The 23,372-nt window shown below is 65.3% G+C and carries 22 protein-coding genes and 1 pseudogene; 14 read left to right on the top strand and 9 right to left on the bottom strand.

The annotated features are described in order from the left end of the window. Positions 1-486: PucR family transcriptional regulator ligand-binding domain-containing protein (locus CH256_RS00770; protein ID WP_256989316.1), on the bottom strand; the 486-nt coding region annotated here is incomplete at its 3' end. 148 nt (positions 487-634) lie between these two features. On the opposite strand from CH256_RS00770, the gene CH256_RS00765 reads away from it, so the two are divergent. The 8 genes from CH256_RS00765 to CH256_RS00730 all read left to right on the top strand — a co-directional run bounded on the left by CH256_RS00765 (position 635) and on the right by CH256_RS00730 (position 11,185). After that, positions 635-1,501 (top strand): FAD binding domain-containing protein, encoded by an 867-nt coding sequence (locus CH256_RS00765; RefSeq protein WP_094668606.1) that lies wholly within the window; start codon positions 635-637, stop codon positions 1,499-1,501. Positions 1,502-1,503: 2 nt separating this feature from the next. After that, positions 1,504-1,977: a (2Fe-2S)-binding protein gene (locus CH256_RS00760; RefSeq protein WP_094668605.1), complete on the top strand. Its 474-nt coding sequence runs from the start codon at positions 1,504-1,506 to the stop codon at positions 1,975-1,977. After that, a complete protein-coding gene (locus CH256_RS00755; protein ID WP_094668604.1) occupies positions 1,974-3,326 on the top strand; it encodes an 8-oxoguanine deaminase in 1,353 nt (450 codons plus the stop codon). The genes CH256_RS00760 and CH256_RS00755 overlap by 4 nt, the downstream gene beginning before the upstream one ends. Next, the gene (locus tag CH256_RS00750; protein WP_231893753.1) at positions 3,323-5,647 is read left to right on the top strand and encodes a xanthine dehydrogenase family protein molybdopterin-binding subunit; all 2,325 of its coding nucleotides are present in this window, start codon (positions 3,323-3,325) and stop codon (positions 5,645-5,647) included. Before CH256_RS00755 ends, CH256_RS00750 begins: the two co-directional genes overlap by 4 nt. 122 nt (positions 5,648-5,769) lie before the next feature. Continuing rightward, complete coding sequence (locus tag CH256_RS00745; RefSeq protein ID WP_094668603.1) at positions 5,770-7,212, top strand: NCS2 family permease; 1,443 nt, start codon at positions 5,770-5,772, stop codon at positions 7,210-7,212. 1 nt (position 7,213) lies between these two features. Continuing rightward, complete coding sequence (locus CH256_RS00740; RefSeq protein ID WP_218829118.1) at positions 7,214-8,296, top strand: XdhC family protein; 1,083 nt, start codon at positions 7,214-7,216, stop codon at positions 8,294-8,296. A gap of 85 nt (positions 8,297-8,381) precedes the next feature. Then, positions 8,382-8,711: a hypothetical protein gene (locus CH256_RS00735; RefSeq protein ID WP_094668602.1), complete on the top strand. Its 330-nt coding sequence runs from the start codon at positions 8,382-8,384 to the stop codon at positions 8,709-8,711. Between the two features lie 146 nt (positions 8,712-8,857). Further along, positions 8,858-11,185, top strand: a complete 2,328-nt coding sequence (locus CH256_RS00730) for an HNH endonuclease signature motif containing protein (protein ID WP_094668601.1) — start codon at positions 8,858-8,860, stop codon at positions 11,183-11,185. A gap of 4 nt (positions 11,186-11,189) precedes the next feature. Here CH256_RS00730 and allB read toward each other — a convergent pair whose 3' ends face one another. From allB to CH256_RS00695, 7 genes are read right to left on the bottom strand one after another with little or no spacing between them, the layout of a single operon-like run. After that, positions 11,190-12,563, bottom strand: coding sequence for an allantoinase AllB (gene allB / locus CH256_RS00725; RefSeq protein ID WP_094668600.1), 1,374 nt, complete (start codon positions 12,561-12,563; stop codon positions 11,190-11,192). Continuing rightward, complete coding sequence (gene alc / locus CH256_RS00720; protein ID WP_094668599.1) at positions 12,514-13,557, bottom strand: allantoicase; 1,044 nt, start codon at positions 13,555-13,557, stop codon at positions 12,514-12,516. The genes allB and alc overlap by 50 nt, the downstream gene beginning before the upstream one ends. Then, positions 13,554-14,687 carry a glycerate kinase gene (locus CH256_RS00715; RefSeq protein WP_094668598.1) on the bottom strand — a complete coding sequence of 378 codons (1,134 nt, stop codon included), beginning with the start codon at positions 14,685-14,687 and terminating at the stop codon, positions 13,554-13,556. The genes alc and CH256_RS00715 overlap by 4 nt, the downstream gene beginning before the upstream one ends. 2 nt (positions 14,688-14,689) lie before the next feature. After that, on the bottom strand, positions 14,690-16,489 hold the full coding sequence (gcl, locus tag CH256_RS00710) for a glyoxylate carboligase (RefSeq protein WP_094668597.1): 1,800 nt from the start codon (positions 16,487-16,489) through the stop codon (positions 14,690-14,692). Between the two features lies 1 nt (position 16,490). After that, the gene (locus tag CH256_RS00705; protein WP_094668596.1) at positions 16,491-17,387 is read right to left on the bottom strand and encodes a 2-hydroxy-3-oxopropionate reductase; all 897 of its coding nucleotides are present in this window, start codon (positions 17,385-17,387) and stop codon (positions 16,491-16,493) included. Positions 17,388-17,396: 9 nt separating this feature from the next. Further along, positions 17,397-18,221 carry a hydroxypyruvate isomerase family protein gene (locus tag CH256_RS00700; protein WP_094668595.1) on the bottom strand — a complete coding sequence of 275 codons (825 nt, stop codon included), beginning with the start codon at positions 18,219-18,221 and terminating at the stop codon, positions 17,397-17,399. Between the two features lie 12 nt (positions 18,222-18,233). After that, complete coding sequence (locus CH256_RS00695) at positions 18,234-18,629, bottom strand: allophanate hydrolase-related protein (RefSeq protein WP_032385160.1); 396 nt, start codon at positions 18,627-18,629, stop codon at positions 18,234-18,236. Positions 18,630-18,861: 232 nt separating this feature from the next. Between CH256_RS00695 and uraD the strand changes: the two genes are divergently transcribed. From uraD to CH256_RS00670, 5 genes are read left to right on the top strand one after another with little or no spacing between them, the layout of a single operon-like run. Then, positions 18,862-19,392, top strand: a complete 531-nt coding sequence (gene uraD / locus CH256_RS00690) for a 2-oxo-4-hydroxy-4-carboxy-5-ureidoimidazoline decarboxylase (protein ID WP_256989315.1) — start codon at positions 18,862-18,864, stop codon at positions 19,390-19,392. Beyond that, complete coding sequence (gene uraH / locus CH256_RS00685) at positions 19,385-19,723, top strand: hydroxyisourate hydrolase (protein WP_068049484.1); 339 nt, start codon at positions 19,385-19,387, stop codon at positions 19,721-19,723. Before uraD ends, uraH begins: the two co-directional genes overlap by 8 nt. A 5-nt stretch (positions 19,724-19,728) precedes the next feature. After that, complete coding sequence (pucL, locus tag CH256_RS00680; RefSeq protein WP_094668593.1) at positions 19,729-20,652, top strand: factor-independent urate hydroxylase; 924 nt, start codon at positions 19,729-19,731, stop codon at positions 20,650-20,652. Positions 20,653-20,664: 12 nt separating this feature from the next. After that, the gene (locus tag CH256_RS00675) at positions 20,665-22,065 is read left to right on the top strand and encodes a nucleobase:cation symporter-2 family protein (protein ID WP_094638287.1); all 1,401 of its coding nucleotides are present in this window, start codon (positions 20,665-20,667) and stop codon (positions 22,063-22,065) included. Positions 22,066-22,096: 31 nt separating this feature from the next. Next, positions 22,097-22,873 (top strand): IclR family transcriptional regulator, encoded by a 777-nt coding sequence (locus CH256_RS00670; protein ID WP_179271950.1) that lies wholly within the window; start codon positions 22,097-22,099, stop codon positions 22,871-22,873. Here the strand turns inward: CH256_RS00670 and CH256_RS00665 are convergent. Next, positions 22,870-23,040: a hypothetical protein gene (locus CH256_RS00665; RefSeq protein ID WP_373454762.1), complete on the bottom strand. Its 171-nt coding sequence runs from the start codon at positions 23,038-23,040 to the stop codon at positions 22,870-22,872. The genes CH256_RS00670 and CH256_RS00665 overlap by 4 nt on opposite strands. Positions 23,041-23,112: 72 nt before the next feature. On the opposite strand from CH256_RS00665, the pseudogene CH256_RS00660 reads away from it, so the two are divergent. After that, a pseudogene (locus CH256_RS00660) lies at positions 23,113-23,372 on the top strand (spermidine synthase); the annotation flags it as partial.

Genomic DNA, 23,372 nt, shown 5'->3' with positions numbered 1-23,372 from the left:
GCAGTTCATACCCAGATCGGAGCTGACCATCTCCAGCAGCGGACCGAGACCCCCACCGGGCCCCGCGCTAGCCACCAGGCGTCGATGCCGATCGAGCACCAGACTCAGGTCCGAGGCCCGGGCCGTGGACAGTTGCCGGACCACGCTCTCGGTGACGGTGGCGAAAGCGATGTCGGCGGGTACGCGAAAGAGCGGCAGGCCGTGCTCGAGGCAGGCGTCGACCAGATCGTCGGGCACCACGCCGTCGTCGGATGCCGCCAACGCCGAGATCCCGGCCTTGGACACCGCCCGGACGAACGTCCTCGAGTCCTCGGGGCCCGTCCGCCACATCAGACCGGTCAGCACCAGCTCTCCGCCGCTGAGGTATCGGCTCGGATCGAGCATGTCGGTGGTCACGACCCATCGGATGGTCGGATCGAAGTGCTCGGGAGTGACGATCGGCTGCAGTTTCAGGTCGGGGAGATCGGCCAGATCACGCAGTCTCACGGTGCATCGACCTCCTCTTCGTAGGATCCTCCAAAACCTACACTGTGATCGGCGTCATACTTCGTCGTTCCTGTCTCTCGTTCGCATGGCCTCCGGCGGTTGTACTGGGTGAACACGACCGAAAGACACGTGAGCGGAGAACAGCACGATGGAATTTCTACGACCACAGACCTGGGGCGACGCGTTGGCCGCGAAGGCCGACAACGTCGACGTGGTGCCCATCCAGGGCGGCACCGACGTCATGGTCGAGATGAACTTCGACCTGCACCGGCCGGGCGCATTGCTGGATCTGAACCCGATCACCGAACTCACCGAATGGGCGCACCTTCCCGACGGGACGCTGCGGGTCGGCGCAGGCGTGCCGTACGTCCGCATCATCGCCGAGCTCGGAGACATGCTTCCCGGCATCTCCCAGGCCTCCCGCACCGTCGGCTCACCGCAGATCCGCAATCGCGGGACCGTCGGCGGCAACCTCGGCGGCGCGTCGCCAGCAGGCGATCTGCACGCGCCTCTGCTCGCAGCGGGCGCGACCGTCGAGGTCGAATCGGCCGAGCGCGGAGTACGCATGATTCCCGCCACCGAGTTCTACCTCGGCGTCAAGCGCAATTCCTGCCTGCCCGACGAACTCATCCGCGCCTTTCACGTGGCACCGGCAGCGGGACCGCAGTACTTCTCCAAGATCGGCACCCGCAACGCGATGGTCATCGCAGTCTGCTCGTTCTCGATCGCACTGTTTCCGCAGGAGGGTCGTGTGGGTACCGGGCTCGGCTCCGCTGCGCCGACGCCGCGCCGGGCTTACGATGCCGAGAACTACCTCGCGGCCGAACTCGAGTGGGACGGTGCCCTCGATCCGCGGGTATCGGAGGAATTCGGCCGATTGGTCAGTGCGGCAGCAAGTCCCATCGACGACGTACGAGGCACTGCCGATTACCGCAAGCACGCCCTGTCCGTGATGGCCCGGCGAACACTGGGCTGGGCATGGCGCGACCTCACAGCCGCACGGAAGGTGGCCTGAACATGCGAGTCAACTGCACCATCAACGGAAAAGACATGGAAGCCGACGACGTCTGGGAGGGCGAGAGTCTGCTCTACCTGCTGCGTGAACGCATGGGACTCCCCGGATCCAAGAATGCCTGCGAGCAAGGTGAATGCGGTTCGTGCACCGTCTATCTCGACGGCGTCCCCGCATGCGCCTGCCTGGTGGCCGCCGGTCAGGTCGAGGGCCGCGATATCCGTACCGTCGAAGGCCTCGCCGAAGGCGACAAGCTCGATCCGATGCAGGAGGCGTTCGTCGAATGCGGAGCCGTCCAATGCGGCTTCTGCACCCCCGGGCTCGTGGTGCAAGCACACGATCTGATCGAGCGCGTTCCCAATCCGTCGGACGTCGAGATCCGTGAATCCCTCGCCGGAAACCTCTGCCGCTGCACCGGATACGAGAAGATCCTGGACGCCGTGCGGCTTGCAGCAACTCGAAAGGCCGAAGCCAAATGACCACTGTCATCTCGGGTGCCTACATCGCGCCCATCGTCGGCGACGAGATCCCCGACGGCTACCTCGTCGCCGAGGGCACGATGATCACCGCCATCGGATCGGGTCCCGCCCCGATCATCCCCGGCGCCGAGACGATCGACGCGTCCGGCTGCCTCGTCACCCCCGGCCTGGTGAACACACACCACCACCTCTACCAGTGGGCGTCCCAGGGCCTCGCCAAGGACAACACTCTCTTCGAATGGCTTGTCGCGCTGTACAAGCCGTGGTCCAAGATGGATGCCGAGGTCGTCGGCGGTGCTGCCGCGGCCGGGCTCGGATGGCTGGCCAAATCGGGATGCACCACGAGCACCGATCATCACTACATCTTCCCCCAGGGCCGAGGCGATCTGTTCGCCGCCGAGATCGACGCGGCGCAACGCATCGGAGTCCGCTTCCAGCCGTGCCGAGGCTCGATGGACCGGGGTGTGTCCGACGGCGGCCTGCCACCGGACGAGGTGGTCGAATCACTCGACGACATCCTCACGGCCACCGCAGAGGCCATCGACACCTACCACGACGCCTCCTTCGGTTCCATGCTCCGCATCGCGGTCGCGCCCTGCTCACCGTTCTCGATCAGCAAGGAGCTGCTCGTCGAGTCCGCGACCCTCGCTCGTGCGAAAGGTGTTCGGCTGCATACTCATCTGGCCGAGACCCTCGACGAAGAGGAGCACTGCCTCGCTCAGATGAACTGCACCCCGGTCGAATACATGGAGCAGGTCGGCTGGTTGGGCGACGACGTGTGGTTCGCCCACGCGGTGCACCTGCACGATTCCGACATCGCGAAGATGGCGGCCACCGGGACCGGGACCGCCCACTGCCCGAGCTCCAATGCTCGGCTCGGCGCGGGGATCGCCCGCATCTCGGACCTGCTCGCCGCCGGCGCACCCGTCGGCCTGGGGGTCGACGGTTCCGCCTCGGCCGAGATGGTGCCCCTGGCAGGCGAGGTCCGTCAGGCCATGTACATGCAGCGCGCCAAGTACGGGCCGACAGCACTGACGGCGCGTCAGGCACTCGAGATCGGAACACTGGGCGGCGCAACGGTACTGGGTCGTCAGAGCGAAATCGGTTCGCTCGAGGTCGGCAAGCTCGCCGACATCGCGATCTGGCGCACCGACGGGTTCTACTCGGCGGTGGACGACCCGGTCGTCGCGTTCGCGTACGGGCAGACACCTCCGTTGGCCCGCTTGATGGTGGGCGGGCGAACGATCGTCGAGAACGATGTCCTTACCAGCGCACCGCAGGACGAAATAGGCCGCGCCGGAGCCGAAGCGCACCGGCGCCTGATGAAACTCGCGGAGGACGTACTGTGAGCGCCCCGACCACCACACCCCGGCAAGCTCCCGCCGACATCCCCGCACCAGGACGCGGTCGCGTCGGCGACAGCCCGCTGCGACCCGACGGCACACTGAAGGTCAAGGGCGAGTTCGCGTATTCGTCCGATCTGTTCATCGATGGGATGCTCTGGGGCGCAACCCTTCGTAGCCCGCATCCCCGCGCGAGGATCGTCTCTGTCGACATCTCGAAGGCGCTGGCAACTCCCGGCGTCGAGGCGGTACTCACCCACGAGGACGTGCCGGGGCGCAAGTGCTTCGGACTCGACCACACCTGGGATCAGCCGGTGCTGGCCTTCGACGAGGTGCGGCACGAGGGCGAACCGATCGCGTTGATCGCAGCCGACCATCCCGAAACCGCCCGGCGCGCAATGGAAAAGATCGTCGTGGTCTACGACGTGCTCGAGCCTCTCACCGATGCCCGACGCGCAGCCCTGGATCCGGACTACCCGAAGGTGCAGGAACGCGGCGGAGTGGCGCGACATCAGCCGGTGCGCGTCGGCAACGTCGCCGCCGCACGGGCCACCGCGGATGTCATCGTCAGCAGCGACTTCGCCGTCGGCATCCAGGATCAAGCGTTCCTCGGACCCGAGTCCGGCTTGGCCGTTCCCGCCGAGGACGGCGGCGTGGATCTCTATGTCGCGACCCAGTGGATGCACAACGATCTGGCGCAGATCGGGCCGTGTCTCGGCCTGCCCGAGGAGAAGATCCGAATGACGCTGGCCGGCGTCGGCGGTGCATTCGGTGGCCGTGAGGACCTGTCGATGCAGATCCACGCGGCGATGCTCGCCATGCACACCGGCAAGCCCGTCAAGATCGTCTACAACCGGTACGAGTCGTTCTTCGGCCACGTACACCGCCACCCCGCACAGATGCACTACGAGTACGGTGCCACCAGGGACGGCAAGCTCGTGTTCGCCGATGTCGAGATCATCCTCGACGGCGGTGCGTACACCTCGGCCACTCTCAACGTGGTCGGCAACGCGGCCTCGCTCGGTGTCGGACCGTACGTCATCCCCAACATCGAGATCGACGCGTACGGGGTGTACACCAACAATCCACCGTGCGGTGCGATGCGTGGATTCGGCGCAGTGCAAGCATGTTTCGCGTACGAGTCGATGATGGACAAGCTCGGCGAGGCCTGCGGTATCGGGCCGGTGGCAATCCGCCAGATCAACGCCGTCAGCCAAGGTTCCATCCTCGCGACCGGCCAGGTCATCGAAGCACCTGCCCCACTGGCCGAGATGCTCGCCCGAGCCGAGGCGATGGAACTACCTGCCCCGCTGGACGCGTCGGACATTCGAAATCTGCCGGGTGGGGCATCGCAGACCACCCACGGCGAAGGCGTCGTACGTGGGATCGGATACGGCGTCGGCATCAAGAACATCTGCTTCTCCGAGAACTACGACGACTACTCCACTGCTCGCGTCCGGCTGGAGGTGATCGGCGGCGAGGCAACGGCATTGGTGCACACGGCTGCTGCCGAGGTGGGGCAGGGACTGGTGACGTTGGAGGCGCAGATCGCGCGCACCGAACTCGGCGTCACCAAGGTCGTCATCCATCCCGCCGACACCAAGGTCGGCAATGCCGGCTCTTCGTCCGCGTCGCGCCAGTCGTACATGACCGGTGGCGCAGTGAAGACCGCGTGCGAGGCCGTGCGTGAGGCGGTGTTCGTCCTGGCCGGCCTGTATCTGGGCCGCGCGGTGGCCGACCTCAGCCTCGACGGCGGCAAGATCGTCTCGGCCACCGACGGTGTGCTGGCCACGATCGAGGACGTACTCGGCGATCGCGTCATCGAGCAGACTCGTGAATTCCACCATCGCCCCACCAGCGGAATGGATCCGGTCACCGGACAGGGCGCGAGCCACACCCAGCTCGCCCTGTGTGTCCACCGCGCCGTGGTGGACGTCGACGTCGATCTGGGGCTCGTCAAGGTCGTCGAGATGGCGGCCGTGCAGGATGTCGGCAAGATCCTCAACCGGCTTTCACTCGAAGGCCAGATCCACGGCGGCACAGCGCAGGGCCTCGGCCTCGCGGTGATGGAAGAAATCGTCGTCGTGGACGGTCTGGTGAAGAACCCGTCGTTCACCGACTATCTGATTCCGACCATTCTCGACATGCCGCCCATGAAGCTGGACATCCTCGAGAACCCGGATCCTCTGGCACCGTACGGCCTTCGTGGTGCCGGCGAGCCACCCACCCTCTCGTCGACGCCCGCCGTCGTCGCAGCCATCCGCAACGCCACCGGACTCGCGTTGACCCGCGTACCCGTTCGACCCGAACACATCATCAACAGCTGATCCGAGTTCCATCCCCATTCGACGAAACCTTCTCCGGCACAACCGTACCGACGCCAACTCCCCCGGCATGTCGGCCCGGCCCGACGCTCGACGAGGTTGATCACGCCCTGGGAGGGCCGATCATGACCGACGTACACACATCCAGCACTCGCCAAAGCGGACGAGGTCGATCCCAGATCGACAAGTTCTTCGACATCACTGGCCGCGGTTCGACGCTGTCACGCGAAATTCGTGGTGGTGTCACCACATTCGTGGCCATGGCCTACCTGATCGTTCTCATCCCTCTGATCATCGGTGATGCACGCGATGTCACCGGTGCCACGCTCGATCCGGCTCAGCTGTCGACCATGGTGGCACTGTCCGCCGGGCTGACGACCATCCTGATGGGGGTCGTCGGAAACGCGCCCCTCGCGATGGCAGCCGGCCTCGGTGTGACGCCGATCGTGGTGTTCCAGGCGGCCCCGTACATGACCTGGCCGCAGGCGATGGGTCTGGTAGTTCTCGAGGGCGTCGTCATCGTCGTCTTCGCTCTCACCGGCATTCGGCAACTCATCATGGATGCCATACCACTGGTACTCAAGCAGGCGATCGGCGTCGGAATCGGTGCATTCATCGCGCTGATCGGTCTGGTCGATGCCGGGTTCGTCGGGCACCACGAGTCGGCAGCAACCGCCGTCACCCTTGGCACCTTCGGCAAGCTCGCCGGCTGGCCGGTGTTCGTGTTCTGCGTCGGGCTCATCCTGATGATCATGCTGTTCGTTCGGAAGGTGCCGGGCGCGATGCTGATCGGCATCTTCGTGGCCACCAACTTGGCGATCATCCTGAACTCGGTGTTCGACATCGAGCCGGAGGCGTGGGGCCCCGTGGTACCGAAGGTGCCCGACTCCATCGTCGCCACACCACAATTCGATCTACTGTTCAACGTCGACCTGTTCGGCGGCTTCGCACGGGCCGGGATCGTCACGGCGTCGGTCGTCCTGTTCACGCTCGTTCTCTCGGGCTTCTTCGACGCGATGGGCACCATCCTCGGAGTCGGCGAGGAAGCGGGTCTGGTCGACAAGCAAGGCAGGATGCCCGGACTGAGCCGCATCCTCACCGTCGACGGCATCGGTGCCATCGTCGGAGGCGCAATCAACGGCTCCGCCAACACCGCCGTGGTGGAATCTGCGGCCGGCGTCACCGAGGGTGCCCGAACCGGACTCGCCAGCGTCGTCACAGGCGGGTTGCTGACCAGCTTGATCTTCTTCACTCCGTTGGCCGGGGTGGTTCCCGTCGGTGCAGCTGCGCCGGCCCTGGTTCTGGTGGGCGCGCTGATGATGACGCACGTACGCAAGATCGACTGGGAGAACACCGAAATCGCGATCCCCGCCTTCCTGACCATCGTCCTGATGCCCTTCACCTACTCCATCACCGTCGGTGTTGCGGCCGGTGTCATCTCGTACACCCTCGTTCGTCTGGCCAAAGGCAAAGCACGCCAGACGCATTGGCTGCTGTACCTGATGTCGGGTATATTCTTGGTCTACTTCGCCCTGCACCCGGTCGAAGAAGCGTTGGGAATCTCGTAACGTGAAAGAGATCGTCGATCGTCTGTCCGCCTGGGACCGCACTGGCATTCCCTATGCGGTAGCGACTGTCATTGCGGTATCCGGAAGTGCCCCAAGGCTTCCGGGTGCCGCGATGGCGGTCTGCGCCGACGGTGAAGCAGTGGGCAGCGTCTCCGGTGGCTGCGTCGAAGGCGCCGTGTACGAGCTGTGCCGCGAGGTTCTCGAGACCGGTGAGTCCAAGCGAGAATCGTTCGGCTACAGCGACGTCGACGCTTTCGCTGTCGGTCTGACCTGCGGGGGAGTGATCGAGGTGTTCGTCCGCCTCGGACCTCCGCGTGCCGTGCTCGCGGCCATCGCGTCGGACTCGGCGGTGGCCACGGTGACGATGCTCTCCGGGTCAGGGGAATCGCTTGCAGTGTCCTCCTCGGCCACTATCGGCAGCACCGGGTTCTCCGACGTCGACGCCGTGGTCGTCGGTGAGGCGCTGGCGATGCTGGACTCCGGCGGTACCGGTATCCGGTCAGTTCGGTGCAGGCCTGATCTCGACGTGTTCGTGCAGTCCTACGCCACGGCCCCGCGGCTGCTGATCTTCGGGGCAATCGACTACGCCGGCGCACTCGCCCGCGTGGGTAAGTTCCTCGGGTATGACGTGACGGTCTGTGACGCGAGACCGGTATTCGCCACTGCTGCACGGTTTCCCGACGCCGACGAGGTGGTCACCGAATGGCCGCACAGCTACCTGGCGCGGACGGCCGTCGATGCCCGCACGGTGATTTGCGTCCTGACGCACGACGCCAAATTCGATGTGCCGCTGCTCGAGGTGGCCCTGCGACTGCCGGTGGCCTTCGTCGGGGCGATGGGATCACGCAGGACTCACGACGATCGCGCCGTCCGGTTGCGTGACGTCGGGTTGACCGAGCAGGAGCTCGCACGCTTGAAGTCGCCGATCGGCCTCGATCTGGGAGCCAGAACTCCAGAGGAAACTGCACTGGCCATCGCGGCCGAATTCGTGGCCGCGCGCCGCGGGGGTAGCGCGCTGCCACTGACACGAACGGCCGGCCCGATCCACCACGACGGGGCGGCGGGGGATGCGAAGTACGCGTAACTACCCTGGGTACGGGATGTCCACCCCTCTGCCGTAAGGGATTCAGTTGATTCGCGACCTACCTCGGTATCGACGACTGAACCTGTTGAGCGTTGCCCTTCTCGGCACCATGGCTGCAGTCGCCACGATCCAGGTACTCGACCTGTCCAATTTCGGCAGGGGACTCGCGCACGCGGCAATCCTCATCTGTGCGGTTGCGGCCGTTGTGTGCGGAGTCTGCCGCGCAGCCCGCAAGCCCACGTGGCTACTTCCTCGCATGGCGCTCGCCTTCTTCACGCTCGGATCCGTGGCGTCACTCATCGGAGGGAGTTATCTCCCCGCAGCCAGCGGCACGATTATGGCTGCCATTCTCCCGATGTTCTCGACTGATGAACGGTGGGACAGGCTCTTCGGGTACCGCGAGACCGTTATTTGAACCAGTACCTCGGGCAATCGATAGTCGCAGTTCAGACGGATTCACGCCGCCCTCGATTCCGTCCTCGAGTTCTTGTCGGTGGGTCGAGATAGTCTTCATCTTGTTCGAACAGGCGTTCTTGTTTCGGCTCACCGGGGGGTGAAAAAATGGGTGCAATACCGACCGTGTCACTGGAGGCGTTGACCGCTGCCGCGCGTGAGGAGAATCGGCAGGCGGCCCGCAAGATCACCGCCTGCTACCGCGTGCACTGCGACTGGATCACCCGCGACACCAAACACAAGCACTACAGCCGGTACGGGCGCGCCGAAATGTCCGTGGCGTTGGGCTGCTCGGCGACCGTCGCCGAAGCGTACGTCTCGGTCGGTGTTGCCCTGCACACCCGAATGCCGCTGCTACGGGCAGCGTTCGAAACCGGCGATATCGACCTCCCCCGCGTGCGGACAGTATGCCGGATCCTCGACAACCTCTCCGACGACATCGTCACCCGCGTCGAAGCCGAGGTCGTCGAGGCGGCGCGGAGATCGTCCCCGGGCCCGCTCGAACAGGCGATCTGGGACATCCTGCTGCGCGTCGCACCCGAGGAAGCCGCCGCGTTGCGGGAGTTCGCGAAGAAATTCCGCACCGTCACCTACAGCCCCGCCGGCCAACTCGCCCGCATCCGAGCCGAGCTGACCGCACCCGAAGCCGCCGCCGCATGGCAACTCCTCGAAGAAATGGCCGACACCCTCTGCCCCAAAGATCCGCGCGGGAAGAAAGAACGCCTGTGCGATGCATTCATGGCCCGCATGCACGGCGAACCCCGACTGGCATGCCTGTGCCAACGCACCGACTGCCCCAAAGCAGAGGCAGTGCTGCCGGATCGGCGGGTGCCGCTCACGATGATCACCGTCGACATCGCCACCCTCATCGGACTACTCGCCAACCCCGCCTACCTCGCCGGGCACGGTTCCATCGACCCCGACCTCGCGCGAGAGTTGGCACGCAACAGTCACTGGCAGATCCTGCTCACCGAAGCAGTGACCCTCGCCGAGAAACTCGGACTCGCTGAGCAGAACCCGGAGACCGGACAATGGGAACGACGCCCGGACAGCGAGAAGACAGGGGCTGCAACAGAACCCGAGACGGGAACAGCGACGGACGAAGACGAAGACGCGGGCTCGTGCATGGGCTTGGCTGCAGACTCGGCTGCGGCTGCGGCTGCGGATGAGGGAACTGGGTCGGGCGCGGACTCGGATAGGGAGGCTGATTCCTCGACCGAACCGACCCCGGCCAGTTCACCTGCACCTGCACCTGCACCTGCACCTGCACCTGCACCTGTTCCGGGAAATACCTCGACACCAGCACCGACGCCCGCAGCACCGGCAGATGAGGTCGACGAGACCGGGGAGACCGGCGAGACCGGCGATGCCGAGGAGAACGACGAATTCGCACCCGTACCTGCGACCGCCCTTCCAGCTCAAGCAACGTCGGCCACCGGCCCTGATGTCGCGGCTTCGCCTGCACCGGCGTCAGCGTCAGCATCACCACCACCTGCGGAACAGACACCGCCGATGCCTGCTATCACACCGAACTGTTCGGAATCAAGCTCTTCCACAACACCATCCGACTCCACGACATCCGGGACGACATCAGCCCGAGGCCCGGAACCAGGAACAGGACCGACTGACGCTGCCGCTGCCGCTGCCGCTGCCGCCAGCGACAACCCACGCCAGCGTCGCCTGGGATCGTTGACCTCCGCCGCAGCTCTGTTCTGCACCCACACCCCCGTCGGCCGGGGCACACGGCACAGCTCTGCCCTCGACCTGGACGACATCAGACACCCCGCCCACAACATGAGAGCACTCGACCTACGCTCGGCAATCCGGCGCAACAACCGAACGACCCCCACAGGCCACACACCCGCAAACCGCACGCCCTCAGGCCTCTACCTCGGCAGTGCGTCCCTCGCCGCAGCCCTCGAAGCCGCGATCGCCGCCGACCCCACCCTCGGGAAATCAGTACCCCGCGACCCACTCACCGACCGCGCCCTGATCTACCGACCCGACGCCCTCACCACCGCAGCCGTCCGACTACGCGACAAACACTGCCGCTTCCCCGGCTGCCACCGACCCGCCGCACGCTGCCAAGTCGACCACATCACCCCCTTCGATCACGCCAACCCTCGCGGCGGCGGCTGGACCACCGTCAACAACCTCCAATGCCTCTGCGACTATCACCACTCCGTCAAAACAGCCGGCTACTGGAAGGCCGTCATGCTCCCCGGCGGAGCCATCCTCTGGAGATCCACCTCGAAAACCACACGAATCACCCTGCCCACCAACGGCACAGCCGTACCCATCCTCGGCAACGACCTCAGGCCACACATCCCCACCCGACAGAAACGATCCGGCCACATCGCCTACCCCAACCCACCCGACAACCACGACCCCGAAACAAAACCCATAGCCGAAGACTCCGCAGAGCCACCGTTCTAGAAGGTCAGCGCTGAAGCCGCAACAACTGTCCGGTCGACGACTCCGAGCCCGCGATCCATGACCGTCGCACCACACCCGACAAGCCCACCCGGTCGTACGCAGTCACCGGGTTACGGTGGTACAGCTGCGCGACGTCGACGGTGAACTTCTCATCCGGAGCGAAGACCACGAGATCTGCAGCACAACCGATCTCGATGCGTCCACGATCTGCCATACCCACCTGATCGGCCGTGTTGGTGGCCATCCACCGCACGATGTCGGTCAGTGCGAAGCCGCGAGAACGCGCCTCGGTCCACACCGCTGCAAGTGACACCTGCAGCGACGCAATCCCACCCCACGCATCGCCGAAGTCTCCGGTGTCGAACCGCTTCAGGTCGGGCGTACAGGGCGAGTGATCGGTGACAATGGTGTCGATCGTGCCGTCGGACAGACCCTGCCACAACAACTCGCGGTTGCCGGCCTCGCGGATCGGCGGGCAGCACTTGAACTGGGTCGCCCCAGCCGGCACGGCCTCGGCGTCGAAACACAGGTAGTGCGGACAGGTTTCGACGGTCACCCGCACACCGTCGCGCTTGGCCGCCGCAATCATCGGCAACGCATCGGCGCTCGACAGATGCAGAATGTGCACCCGACACCCCGTCCGCCGAGACAGCTCGATCACCTGCTCGATGGCCCGATTCTCGGCCGCACGTGGACGCGATTCCAAGAATCCCGAGTACTCACGGCCCGCCGCGGACGGTGCCTCGGCGATCACCTCGGCGTTCTCGGCGTGGACGATCATCAGCCCGTCGAACGATGCAATCTCGATCAGAGCCTTCTCGAGCTCCGGAATCGTCAGCGGCGGAAACTCGTCCACGCCCGACGCCAGCAGGAAGCACTTGAAGCCGAAAACACCCGCATCGTGCAGTGGCCGCAGCTGATCGACGTTCCCCGGCACGGCACCGCCCCAGAACCCGACGTTCACGACCGACTGATCCGCTGCCACCCGCCGCTTGATTTCCAGAGCTGCTACGTCGACCGTCGGCGGGATGCTGTTGAGCGGCATGTCGACGATGGTGGTGATGCCACCAGCCGCGGCAGCCCGGGTGGCGCTGGCGAACCCTTCCCACTCGGTGCGCCCCGGCTCGTTGACGTGAACATGCGTGTCCACCAAACCCGGCAGCAACACCTCGTCCGAGCCGAGCTCGACCACGATACCGGCGAGCACCGAAGCACCAGCATCATAGGAGTCGATCGCCACGATCCGGCCGTCCACCACCGAGACCGAAGCGGCGACCTCCCGTCCGCCGATCACCGCCCGCGAAGCGCGAACGACCAGATCGATCGAATCAGACTGCACTGGAAATACTCTGAAGCTCGGACGACTTCCACGCCACATCAGCCGCATCGAGAGCTTCGGCGTCGAGTTCCCCGAACAATCTCAATCGGGACAGGCCGCCGTCGGGGTACACGTCCAGTCGCAGGTGCGTATATGCGTCGACCTCGTTCAGCAGGAAGCGATGACGCGTGTCCGGCTGAACGGCGGTACGGGGCAGAATCTCGCTCCATGCGGTCGGGTCCGTGATGTGTCGGCGACGAGAATCGATGGCGCTGAGTCGAATCCACCCCGGCGCGTTTCCGACGTAGTAGCTGGTGTCGACCTCCACGTGTCGCGGAGCACCGGGTGAAGCGAGGGCGAAGACCGCGAAGTCGTTGCCGCCGTGACGTCGTCGCGAGTTTTCCCAACCCTCGCCCATGTTGCGAGCCCGCCCGGGCAGGATGATGTTGGCCGGGGAGGAGTAGAACGCGTCGGAGCAGTCGATCAGCCGAGCTCCGTTCTCGGCGGCCAGCAGATCGACGGTGCCGGCGAGGAACCGCGGATCCTGAACCACCTGGCCGTGCACACGGAACCGGGCAACGCCGCCGTCGGGGTAGATCGACAGACGCACATGCGTCCACCGGTGCCGATCGTCCACCGCATACATGTTCGCAGTGTCACCGGCTGCGGGAGACTTGTCGACGATGCTGTGCCATTCCGCATTCTGCACGTCCTCGATGGACGGGTAGCCCTCGATCGACGCCGCCTCGACGGAGACGAACGGCGGGTAGTTGCCAGTGAAGTGAGCCGTGTCGACCACGACGCCGTGCACGATGCCGGGGGCTCCAAGTCGCACGATCGCCCAGTCGTGGCCACCCTCGTCACGGCGACGCCGAGTCTCCCACCCGTCGTACACCTTTCCCTTGTGGCCGAAGTCCGCGGGATCGAACAGCGGAGCGTCGGGCTTGATCAGGTTCTCGCGCTGGGCGAACAGCTCGTCGTTCGCCGCGGAGACGCTGCCGCCGAGCGCCCGAGAAGCCAGATCGGTCAGCGTGGTGAAATCGGTTCCGGTCATGAAGTTCCTTCCAAAATATGTGTGGTGGCCAACGTTCGGCCGACCTCGTGCAACAACCTGGCCGCATCACGCATGGAGATCTGCGCGTCCGGCTCCAGGTCGGTCAGCGCATAGGACGCAGTGATTCCATAGGGGCGCAATCGATCCAAGCCGACGACGCTGCGTCCCGCCACGGTGATCACCGGGACCCCCGCCGCGCATGCTGCATGGGCGACTCCGATCGGTGCCTTGCCGTGCAGGCTCTGCTCGTCCAGCGAACCCTCACCGGTGACGACAAGGTCGGCCGACGCCAGAGCGCTGCCGAAGTCGATCAGCTCGAGCACGGTGTCGATCCCCGGCTTGGCCGCAGCACCGAGTACAGCCATGGCACCGAAGGCGGATCCGCCGGCCGCCCCGGTGCCGGCGAGACCGCTCAAGTCGCGGCCGATTGCGTTGCGTACCAGATGCGCCCACTGTCGCATCCCGTGTTCCAGATACAGCAACTCCTGCGGTCCTGCACCCTTCTGTGGGCCGTAGACAGCCGCGGCTCCGGTGACACCGAGCAACGGATTGTCGACGTCGCAGGCCAGCTCGAACACCGCATTCCGGGCCGACTGCAACAGGCCGCTCAGGTCGAGGTGGACTGCACCCCGCAGCGGACCGCCGCCGAGCGCGACGTCGTTGCCTTCGGCATCGAGGATGCGGGCACCGAGCGCGCTGAGCATTCCTGCGCCGCCGTCGGTGGATGCGCTGCCCCCGAGTCCGACGACGAGACGCCGCGCACCTGCCTCCAGAGCGTGCCCGATGACGGTACCGAGACCGAACGTACTGGCCCCCAGCGCAGCCGGCTGTCCATTCGGCAGCAGCTCGAGCCCTACCGCCGAGGCCAACTCGACGACCGCCGTATCACCACGACGGGCATACGACGTATCGACCGGCTCACCGGTCGGTCCCGAGCAGGTCACTGCCACTCGATCCCACCCGGCGGTGACGGCAGCATCGACGGTGCCGTCACCGCCGTCGGCGACGGGTAGGCACACCGTTTCGAGCGACGAGTCGACCGAGAGCATCCCCTCGGCCACCGCCTGCGCGACCTCCGCCGCCGACAGCGAACCCTTGAACTTGTCGGGGGCGAGCAGAATGCGCGTCATCTCTAGTCCAGCAGGAGCAGAGCAGTGGGGGCATCGGCCGATGTGTTGGCCAGCTCCTCGAACTCGCCGACGTTGTCGATTTCGGTGCCCATCGAGATGTTGGTGACCCGCTCGAGGATGATCTCCACCACGACAGGGACCTTGTGCTCGTTGGCGAGAGTCCTGGCCCGCACGAGCGCCTCGCCGATGAGGTCGGGCTCGGTGACGCGAAGCGCTTTGCAGCCCAGCCCTTCTGCCACCTGCACATGGTCGACGCCGTAGCCCTTGGGGATACCGGGCTGCGCGTCCAAGGTCTCCTGATGGTTGATGTTGTCGAATCCGAGCTGCACACAGAAATCCATGTCGAAGGCGCGCTGCGCCTGCCGAATCAGCCCGAGGTACGAGTTGTTCACCACCACATGCACGTACGGCAGATTGAACTGCGCACCGACGGCCAACTCCTCGATCATGAATTGGAAGTCGTAATCACCGGACAGTGCAACGACATTCGCCGACGGATCGGCAGCCACCGCTCCCAGTGCCGCGGGAATGGTCCAGCCCAGCGGGCCGGCCTGACCGCAGTTGATCCAGTTGCGGGGAGAGTAGACGTGCAGGAACTGCCCGCCCGCGATCTGCGAGAGTCCGATGGTGCTGATGTAGCGGGTCTCGCGGTCGAAGACTTTGTTCATCTCCTCGTACACGCGCTGCGGTTTGATCGGCACGTTGTCGAAGTGCGTGCGCCGATGCATCGTGCGCTTGCGCGTCGCGCAGTCCTCCACCCAGCCCGACAGATCACGCAGCGTGCCTGCCGCCCGGCGCTCCTCGGCGACGGCGACGAACTGCTCGAGGGCGGCCTTGGCGTCGGAGATGATGCCGTAGTCCGGTGCGAAGACACGTCCGATCTGGGTCGACTCGATGTCGACGTGGACGAACTTCCGTCCCTTGCGGTAGGTCTCCAGCCCGCCGGTATGCCGATTGGCCCAACGGTTTCCGATGCCGAGGACGAAGTCCGAGGCCAACATCGTCGCGTTGCCGTACCGGTGCGCGGTCTGCAAGCCGACCATGCCTGCCGCGAGACGGTGATCGTCGGGGATGGTGCCCCAGCCCATCAACGTCGGGATGACCGGAACGTCGAGGATCTCGGCGAGCTGCACGAGCAGGTCGGAGGCGTCGGCGTTGATGATTCCGCCGCCGGCCACGATCAACGGGCGCTCCGCAGCCAGGAGCATGTCGATGGCCTTCTCGGCCTGAGCGCGCGAGGCGACGGGCTTGTGCACCGGAAGAGACTGGTAGGTGTCGGGATCGAAGTCGATCTCGGCCAGCTGCACGTCGATGGGCAGGTCGATCAGCACCGGGCCTGGCCGTCCTGAGCGCATCAGGTGGAATGCCTGCGCGAACGCACCGGGAACCTGGGCCGGTTCGAGCACGGTCATCGCCATCTTGGTCACCGGTGCGGCGATCGACGCGATGTCGACAGCCTGGAAGTCTTCCTTGTGCAGCCGCGCGACGGGGGCCTGGCCGGTGATGGCGAGAATCGGAATCGAGTCGGCCATGGCCGAATACAGCCCGGTGATCATGTCGGTTCCGGCCGGGCCGGAGGTTCCGATACAGATGCCGATGTTGCCCGGAGCAGCCCGGGTGAAACCCTCGGCCATGTGCGAGGCACCCTCGACGTGACGGGCCAGCACGTGGCGGATGCCCCCGTGGTTGCGCATCGCCGCGTAGAACGGATTGATCGCGGCACCGGGCAGACCGAATGCCGTTGTTGCACCTTCGAGTTCGAGGATCTTCACTGCGGCATCGGCCGCGCGCATCTTGGCCATGTCAGTTGCCCTTGCTCGAGATCGGGGAGCCCGAGAGCCGAGCGACACCGCGGTACAGTGCCGAATGATCCAGGCCACCATCGCCGTTGGCGCGAACGGAGGCCATCAGCTGCGCCAACACGGCTCCCATGGGGATCACGACGCCCGCTTCACGTGCTGCGGAGGTGACGATGCCCAGATCCTTGTGGTGCAGGTCGATGCGGAAGCCGGGCTCGAACGAGCGGTCCAGCATCTTCTGCGCCTTCTGGTTGAGCACGGCCGAACCGGCGAGGCCTCCGCCGAGAACCTCGACCGACGCTGCCAGATCGACGCCGTAGGCCTCGAGGAACGCGATCGCCTCGGCCAGCACCTGAATGTTACCGGCCACGATCAGCTGGTTGGCTGCCTTGACCGTCTGCCCGGAGCCACTGGGGCCCACGTGCGCGACGGTCTTGCCCACGACGTCGAGAATCGGCTTGGCCGTTGCGAAGTCGTCTGCGCTGCCACCGACCATGATCGACAGCGTCGCGTTCTCGGCACCGGCCTGGCCACCGGAGACCGGGGCATCGAGGATACGGAAGCCGCGTGAGATCGCGTCAGCAGCCAACGTGGCAGTGACGTCGGGACGGATGCTGGAGAAGTCGATGATCAGCGCGTCGCGTCGAGCATTGTCGAACACCCCGCCCTCACCGGCGAGAACCTCCTGCACATCCGGAGAATCGGGGACCATGATCGCGATGACGTCTGCGTCATGAACGGCCTTGGCGATGGAATCGGCTGCGGTGCCGCCTGCCTCGACCAAAGGACCGGTGCGATCGGGGGTCAGGTTGTAGCCGACCACCTGATGGCCCGCCTTGGCGAGATGAACGGACATGGGACTGCCCATGATTCCGAGGCCGATGAATGCAATGGTGCTCATGAGAAATCCCTACTTGGTAGTGGTGGCCAGTTCGAGCCACGCGAACGGGTCCGGCTGGGTGGCTTTGTATTCGAGTCCGACGTAGCCGTCGTAACCCCGTGCGGCGAGGCCGGCGAGTTGTCCGCCTAGGTCGAGTGAGCCGGTGCCCGGTTCTCCGCGGCCCGGTGAGTCGGCGATCTGAACGTGCCCGATCAGGTCGTGGTGGGCATCGAGCGCTGCGGGCACGTCGTCTCCGTTGACGGCGAGGTGGTACAGGTCGGCCAGCAGACGCAGGTTGTGTACGTCCTGTTCACGCGCGACGCGTCGGATGGTGGCGACGGCACCGGCAGCGGACTTGATCGGGTAGGCGGGCGCGCCGCTGACGGGTTCCACCAGCACGACGGCGCCGATGCTGGCTGCGGCCTTCCCTGCTGCCGCCAGGTTGTCGATCGCGACCTCGTCCTGGTCGAGCGGGTCGACACCGTCGATGCGATTTCCGTAGAGGGCGTTGAACGCCCTGGTGCCGAGTTGTTCGCCGATGCCGACGGTGGCGTCGATGTTGTCGCGGAAGGCCTGCTTCTGCGCTGGATCGGACAGAATCCCGCGATCGCCTGAGGGCATGTCGCCGGCGGCGAAGTTCAGTCCGGTCAGCTGCACGCCGGCATCACGGATGGAAGACACGAACGCGGTGACATCGGCGTCCGACGGCACCGGATTCGAGAACGGCCACCAGAATTCGACGGCATCGAAGCCGGCGTCTCGCGCCCGCTGTGGTCGATCGAGCAACGGAACATCGGTGAAGAGAATGGAACAGTTGACGGTGTAGTGGAGCCGAGAGTCAGCGAAAGTGTTCATGCACGGTGCCTTTCAGTTCTGAGGTTGCGGTAAACCGCGGTAGCGACGCCAGCTGCCGGCATAGGTGATGTCGGTCAGCTCGTCCGGTTGCGCATCGAGCACCCCGGGGCGCAGGCCGACGCCCAGGACCGAGCGCCCATCCTCGAGCGCCACCACGGTGAGCTCGAGCTCCGGCGGTTCGTCCGGCAGGAACGCCGTCCGGATGTCGTCGAGCGGAATGTCGTACAGCTCGCCTTCGATGGCCGCGCCGGCAGTGTGGTCGAGCAACAGTGCCGGGAACTCGTCACGCACCGAGAAGAAGCGGTAGTTCGGGGTGGTGCGCACTGTCCCCACGAACGGGTGGGACGAGACGTTGTGGTGCAGGCTGCCGCCACGCATCGCACCACCGTTGCAGAAGAGCTCCGTCATGAAGTCGTTCCTCTCGGGCTCGAAGGGTCGGACTCAAAGTCCGTATTGTGGAATATGTATTCCGTTTGATGAACCGAGTGTGGCGTGCGCCACGTGGATCTGTCAAGACCCGAGTGCACGGACCGCGCGACCGAAGTGCCCAATAGCGCAGTGCAGCAACGCCGAACGGATCGACGTGGATGCCTCGAGATCGACCCTTGACACTGCATGTGATCGGTGTCACGCTCACTTGGTGGAATCAACATTTCGTATTGCGGAATCGGATGCAGTCGTCGACTTGAACACGGCCTCCGAGGCCGACGCGGCACGCACACTCTCGCTGTGCCTCGACGTGCCTCGCTGGGTTCGGGAAGTTCTGAGCGACCGGCCGTTCACCGACGTGCAGGCCCTGCGCCACGCCATCCATCGCGCTGCGGCACCACTGACAGCCGAGGAAGTGCACCGTGCACTCGCCGTGCACCCGCGCATCGGCGAGAGACCCGACGGAGACGATGCCAGCGCTCGGCACGCGAGTACCGAGCAATCCGGCGTCGACATCTCCGACGCCAGCGTCGAACAACGCCTGAGAGCGGGAAACGTGGCCTACGAGAGGCGGTTCGGGCAGGTATTTCTGATCAGGGCCGCCGGCCGGGATGCTCACGCAGTTCTCGATGCTCTGCACAGCAGGCTCGGCAACGACCCCGAGACCGAGGCCGCCGTCGTCGAACACGAGCTGCGGGAGATCGCCGAGATTCGTGCGACAGGAAGTCTCGGCAATGCCTGACGCGAAAAGTCAGGTGACCGCTCACGTGCTCGATGCGGCAAGAGGCGTTCCCGCACAGGGTGTCTCGATCGTGCTTGCCGATCACCACGGCACCCCGGTCGCCGACGCAATCACCGATGAGCAGGGCCGGGTCTCGTCGCTCGGTCCCACCGAACTCGAACCGGGCATCTACCGCCTCACCTTCGCAACCGGTGCGTACTTCGCGTCCCAACACACCGAATGCTTCCACCCGGAGGTCGTCGTCGCCTTCGAGATCACTGCACCAGACCAGCACTACCACATCCCACTTCTGTTGAGCCCGTTCGCTTTCACCACCTATCGAGGGAGCTAGAACCCATGACCATCGTGCTCGGAACAAACCAGTACGGCAAAGCCGAATGCAGACTCGTCCGCATCGACCGCGAGACTCCTCGCCACCGCATCACCGACGTCAGCGTCACCTCGCAGCTGCGCGGCGACCTCGAGGCCGTCCACACCGAGGGTGACAACGCCCACGTCGTCGCGACCGACACCCAGAAGAACACCGTGTACGCCTTCGCGCGGGACGGCATCGGCGCGATCGAGAACTTCGCGCTCCGGCTCGGAAAGCACTTCACCGGCAACTTCGACTGGATCACCGGTGGCCGCTGGGAAATCGAGCAGTACTCCTGGTCGCGGATCCCGAACGGAAGTGCAGGAGTGGAGCCTGCGGAACGACCCGGCCAGGAAGGCTACGACCACTCGTTCGTCAAGGCCGGCGACGAGAAGCGGAACACGATCGTCACGATCGACGGAGAAGACATCTCCATCGTCTCGGGCATCAGCGACCTCGTGGTGCTCAATTCGACGGCGTCGGAATTCTGGGGCTACCCGAAGGACCGGTACACCACACTGAAGGAGACCACGGACCGCATCCTGGCCACGTCGGTCAGCGCCCGCTGGCGGTACCTCACCACCGAGCTGGACTTCGACAAGACCTTCGACGACGTCCGTTCCATCATGCTCGACGCCTTCGCATCCACTCACTCTCTTGCGTTGCAGCAGAGCCTGTTCCAGATGGGTAAGCAGGTTCTCGAAGCCCACCCGGAGATCGGTGAGATCAAGTTCTCCATGCCCAACATCCATCACTTCCTCGTCGATCTCGAGCCGTTCGGACTCGACAACCCCGGTGAGGTCTTCTACGTCGCGGATCGTCCCTACGGCCTGATCGAGGCCACGGTGGAACGCGACGATGCCCCGGACGCGGGCCGCGCCTGGGATACCGTGCCCGGATTCTGCTAGGAGCGAGGCAACATGAAGCTGACGAAGCGCAAGCCGAACAACAACCGTGCGCCGCATGACCCCGCCCGTCCCGAGGACGAGCGATTGTCGATCGGCAGGTCGTACGTCTATGGATTGCAGCACATCCTGACGATGTACGGCGGAGTCATCGCACCGCCCCTGATCGTGGGCGGCGCAGCGGGACTGACCGGTACCGAGATCGCGCTGCTGGTCTCGGCCGCGTTGTTCGTCAGCGGAGCGGCCACCTTGCTGCAAACCCTGGGAGTGCCTTATTTCGGGGCGAAGTTGCCGCTGGTGCAGGGTATTTCGTTCGCATCGGTGTCGACGATGGTGGCCATCGCGAGCGGGCCGGGTGGCTTGAACTCGGTGTTCGGTGCCATCATCGCGGCCGGTGCCATCGGGATCCTGATCACCCCGTTCTTCAGCAAGATCGTGCGATTCTTCCCACCGGTGGTGACCGGCACGATCATCACCGTCATCGGTATATCGCTACTGCCCGTTGCGGTTCGGTGGGCGATGGGCGGTGATCAGCAGGCCGCCGACTGGGGCTCGATGTCCAACATCGGGCTCGCGGCCTTCAGCCTCGTGGTGGTGCTGCTGGTGAGCAGGCTGGTGCAGGGCACGCTCTCGCGCCTGTCGATCCTCATCGGCATCATCGTCGGCACGGTGTTCGCAGTCCTCGTCGGCAAGGCCGACTTCTCCGGTGTGGGCGACGGTGCCATCTTCAGCCTCCCCGAGCCGTTCGCGTTCGGAGCCCCGACCTTCCAGATCGCGGCGATCCTGTCGATGGTGGTGGTCATCCTCGTCATCATGACCGAGACCACCGCGGACATCCTGGCCGTCGGCGAGATCGTCGGCACCGATGTCGATGCTCGACGCGTCGGCGACGGACTGCGAGCGGACATGGTCGCCACCACCATCGCTCCCGTGTTCGGCACCTTCCCGGCCAGTGCGTTCGCCCAGAACGTCGGTCTCGTGGCCGTCACCGGAATCAAGAGTCGGTACGTCGTCGCGGCCGGCGGCTCGGTACTGCTGTTCCTCGGGCTCTTCCCCGTCCTCGGATTGGTGGTCGCCTCGGTGCCGCTGCCGGTACTCGGCGGTGCGGGCATCGTGCTGTTCGGCTCGGTGGCGGCCAGCGGCATCCGGACGCTGTCCAAGGTGGAGTTCGACGGCAACCTGAACCTCGTCATCGTGGCGGTGGCCATCGGCTTCGGCGTCATCCCCATCGCGGTGCCGGGCTTCTACGCGGCGTTCCCGGACTGGGTCCACGTGGTGCTCGACTCCGGCATCAGCGCCGCGAGCATCGTCGCCGTCGTACTGAACATCGCCTTCAACGTCGTCACGATCGGCCAGAAACCCTCGCCCTCGGTGGTCACCGCTGCACCGCCGGTGGCGACGCGGCATCACCAGTAGTGTTCTATCGAGATCGGTAGAAGCTACGAACATGCGAGGTGGGACTGTGGCGGCAGGTGGCGGGGTGCAGTCCGTGGAGCGTGCGTTCGAGTTGCTCGACATCATGGCTGCCTCGGGCGGATCCATCGGGATCAGCGAACTGGCCGAGGGTACCGATCTGCCGATGCCGACGGTGCACCGTCTGATCGGAACCCTCGTCTCGCTCGGCTACGTCCGCCGGCTGCCGTCCCGCCGATACGCACTGGGCACCAAGCTCATTCGTCTGGGCGACAGCGCCTCGAAGTTGATCGGCGGATGGGCCAAGCCGTATCTGGCGGAACTGGTCCGGATCACGCACGAGACGTCGAACATGGCGTTTCTCGAGGACGACATGGCGGTGTACGTCGCGCAGGTCCCGTCCGAACACGCGATGCGGATGTTCAACGAGGTGGGTCAGCGCGTGTTGCCGCATTCCACCGGCGTCGGCAAGGCGCTGCTCTCGCAGTTGGACGACGATGCCGTCCGCGCGATCGTCGGCCGCCTCGGCATGGCTCCCCGCACCGTCAACACCATCACCACGCTCGACGCGTTGCTCGAGGACCTCGCAGTGATCCGCGAACGCGGCTATGCCATCGACGACGGTGAGCAGGAAGTGGGCGTCCGCTGCTTCGCCGTACCGGTACTCGGTGCCCCGACCCTCACGGCGATGTCGATCGCCGGGCCCACAGCGCGCGTCACCCTCGAATCGGCCGAGCAGTTCGTGCCCCTGCTGATCTCGGCCGCCGAGCGACTGGCGAAAGACCTTGCGAGCAACAACCCAGCGACTTAATCCCGCAACACCTTCGCATCACGTGCGAAAGTTGTGACCTCCTCCGTCAACCACACGTGCGCCGGAACCGCGCCGCCGAGTAGCTCCCGAGCCAGCGACGGCGAATCCCCGATCGGCACATCGCTGCCCGCAATGATGATGTTGCCGTAGCGCCTGCCCTTGAGCATCGCCGGATCCGCGACGATCGCGAGGTGCGGAAAGACACTGCGAAGAGTCGACGCCTCCTGCTTCGCGAGCGAGAGATCCCGGCGGTCACCGAGACGCTCAGCGAGAACAGTCGCGACCTCATCGTGCGAGATGTGTTCGCGGGAGCCACAACTCCGGCCCCGCTACTCACGGCCGAGTTCACCGCCCATGTTCGACGCGTCCTCTCCCCCGGCGGGATGTACGTCGTCAATTGCGGTGACCGCCGGGATCTCTCGCTCGCGAAGCAGGAGGCGTCGACTCTTCGCAGTGTCTTTCCGCACCTCGCGATCGTCGCGGATCCGGCGATGCTCAA

It is taken from the genome of Rhodococcus sp. 05-2254-6 (genome assembly GCF_002258565.1).
Lineage (GTDB): Bacteria > Actinomycetota > Actinomycetes > Mycobacteriales > Mycobacteriaceae > Rhodococcoides.
This window is presented reverse-complemented; position numbering and strand designations above follow the sequence as displayed.

What these genes read in the sequence shown, in the direction of transcription:
- allB (WP_094668600.1), bottom strand. Translation starts at nt 12,563, where the DNA reads ATGTGGCGTGGAAGTCGTCCGAGCTTCAGAGTATTTCCAGTGCAGTCT.
- CH256_RS00700 (WP_094668595.1), bottom strand. Translation starts at nt 18,221, where the DNA reads ATGAACACTTTCGCTGACTCTCGGCTCCACTACACCGTCAACTGTTCC.
- CH256_RS00715 (WP_094668598.1), bottom strand. Translation starts at nt 14,687, where the DNA reads ATGACGCGCATTCTGCTCGCCCCCGACAAGTTCAAGGGTTCGCTGTCG.
- pucL (WP_094668593.1), top strand. Translation starts at nt 19,729, where the DNA reads ATGACCATCGTGCTCGGAACAAACCAGTACGGCAAAGCCGAATGCAGA.
- CH256_RS00705 (WP_094668596.1), bottom strand. Translation starts at nt 17,387, where the DNA reads ATGAGCACCATTGCATTCATCGGCCTCGGAATCATGGGCAGTCCCATG.
- alc (WP_094668599.1), bottom strand. Translation starts at nt 13,557, where the DNA reads ATGACCGGAACCGATTTCACCACGCTGACCGATCTGGCTTCTCGGGCG.
- CH256_RS00745 (WP_094668603.1), top strand. Translation starts at nt 5,770, where the DNA reads ATGACCGACGTACACACATCCAGCACTCGCCAAAGCGGACGAGGTCGA.
- uraH (WP_068049484.1), top strand. Translation starts at nt 19,385, where the DNA reads ATGCCTGACGCGAAAAGTCAGGTGACCGCTCACGTGCTCGATGCGGCA.
- CH256_RS00670 (WP_179271950.1), top strand. Translation starts at nt 22,097, where the DNA reads ATGCGAGGTGGGACTGTGGCGGCAGGTGGCGGGGTGCAGTCCGTGGAG.
- CH256_RS00695 (WP_032385160.1), bottom strand. Translation starts at nt 18,629, where the DNA reads ATGACGGAGCTCTTCTGCAACGGTGGTGCGATGCGTGGCGGCAGCCTG.
- CH256_RS00675 (WP_094638287.1), top strand. Translation starts at nt 20,665, where the DNA reads ATGAAGCTGACGAAGCGCAAGCCGAACAACAACCGTGCGCCGCATGAC.
- CH256_RS00755 (WP_094668604.1), top strand. Translation starts at nt 1,974, where the DNA reads ATGACCACTGTCATCTCGGGTGCCTACATCGCGCCCATCGTCGGCGAC.
- CH256_RS00760 (WP_094668605.1), top strand. Translation starts at nt 1,504, where the DNA reads ATGCGAGTCAACTGCACCATCAACGGAAAAGACATGGAAGCCGACGAC.
- CH256_RS00665 (WP_373454762.1), bottom strand. Translation starts at nt 23,040, where the DNA reads ATGCTCAAGGGCAGGCGCTACGGCAACATCATCATTGCGGGCAGCGAT.
- gcl (WP_094668597.1), bottom strand. Translation starts at nt 16,489, where the DNA reads ATGGCCAAGATGCGCGCGGCCGATGCCGCAGTGAAGATCCTCGAACTC.
- CH256_RS00765 (WP_094668606.1), top strand. Translation starts at nt 635, where the DNA reads ATGGAATTTCTACGACCACAGACCTGGGGCGACGCGTTGGCCGCGAAG.
- CH256_RS00730 (WP_094668601.1), top strand. Translation starts at nt 8,858, where the DNA reads ATGGGTGCAATACCGACCGTGTCACTGGAGGCGTTGACCGCTGCCGCG.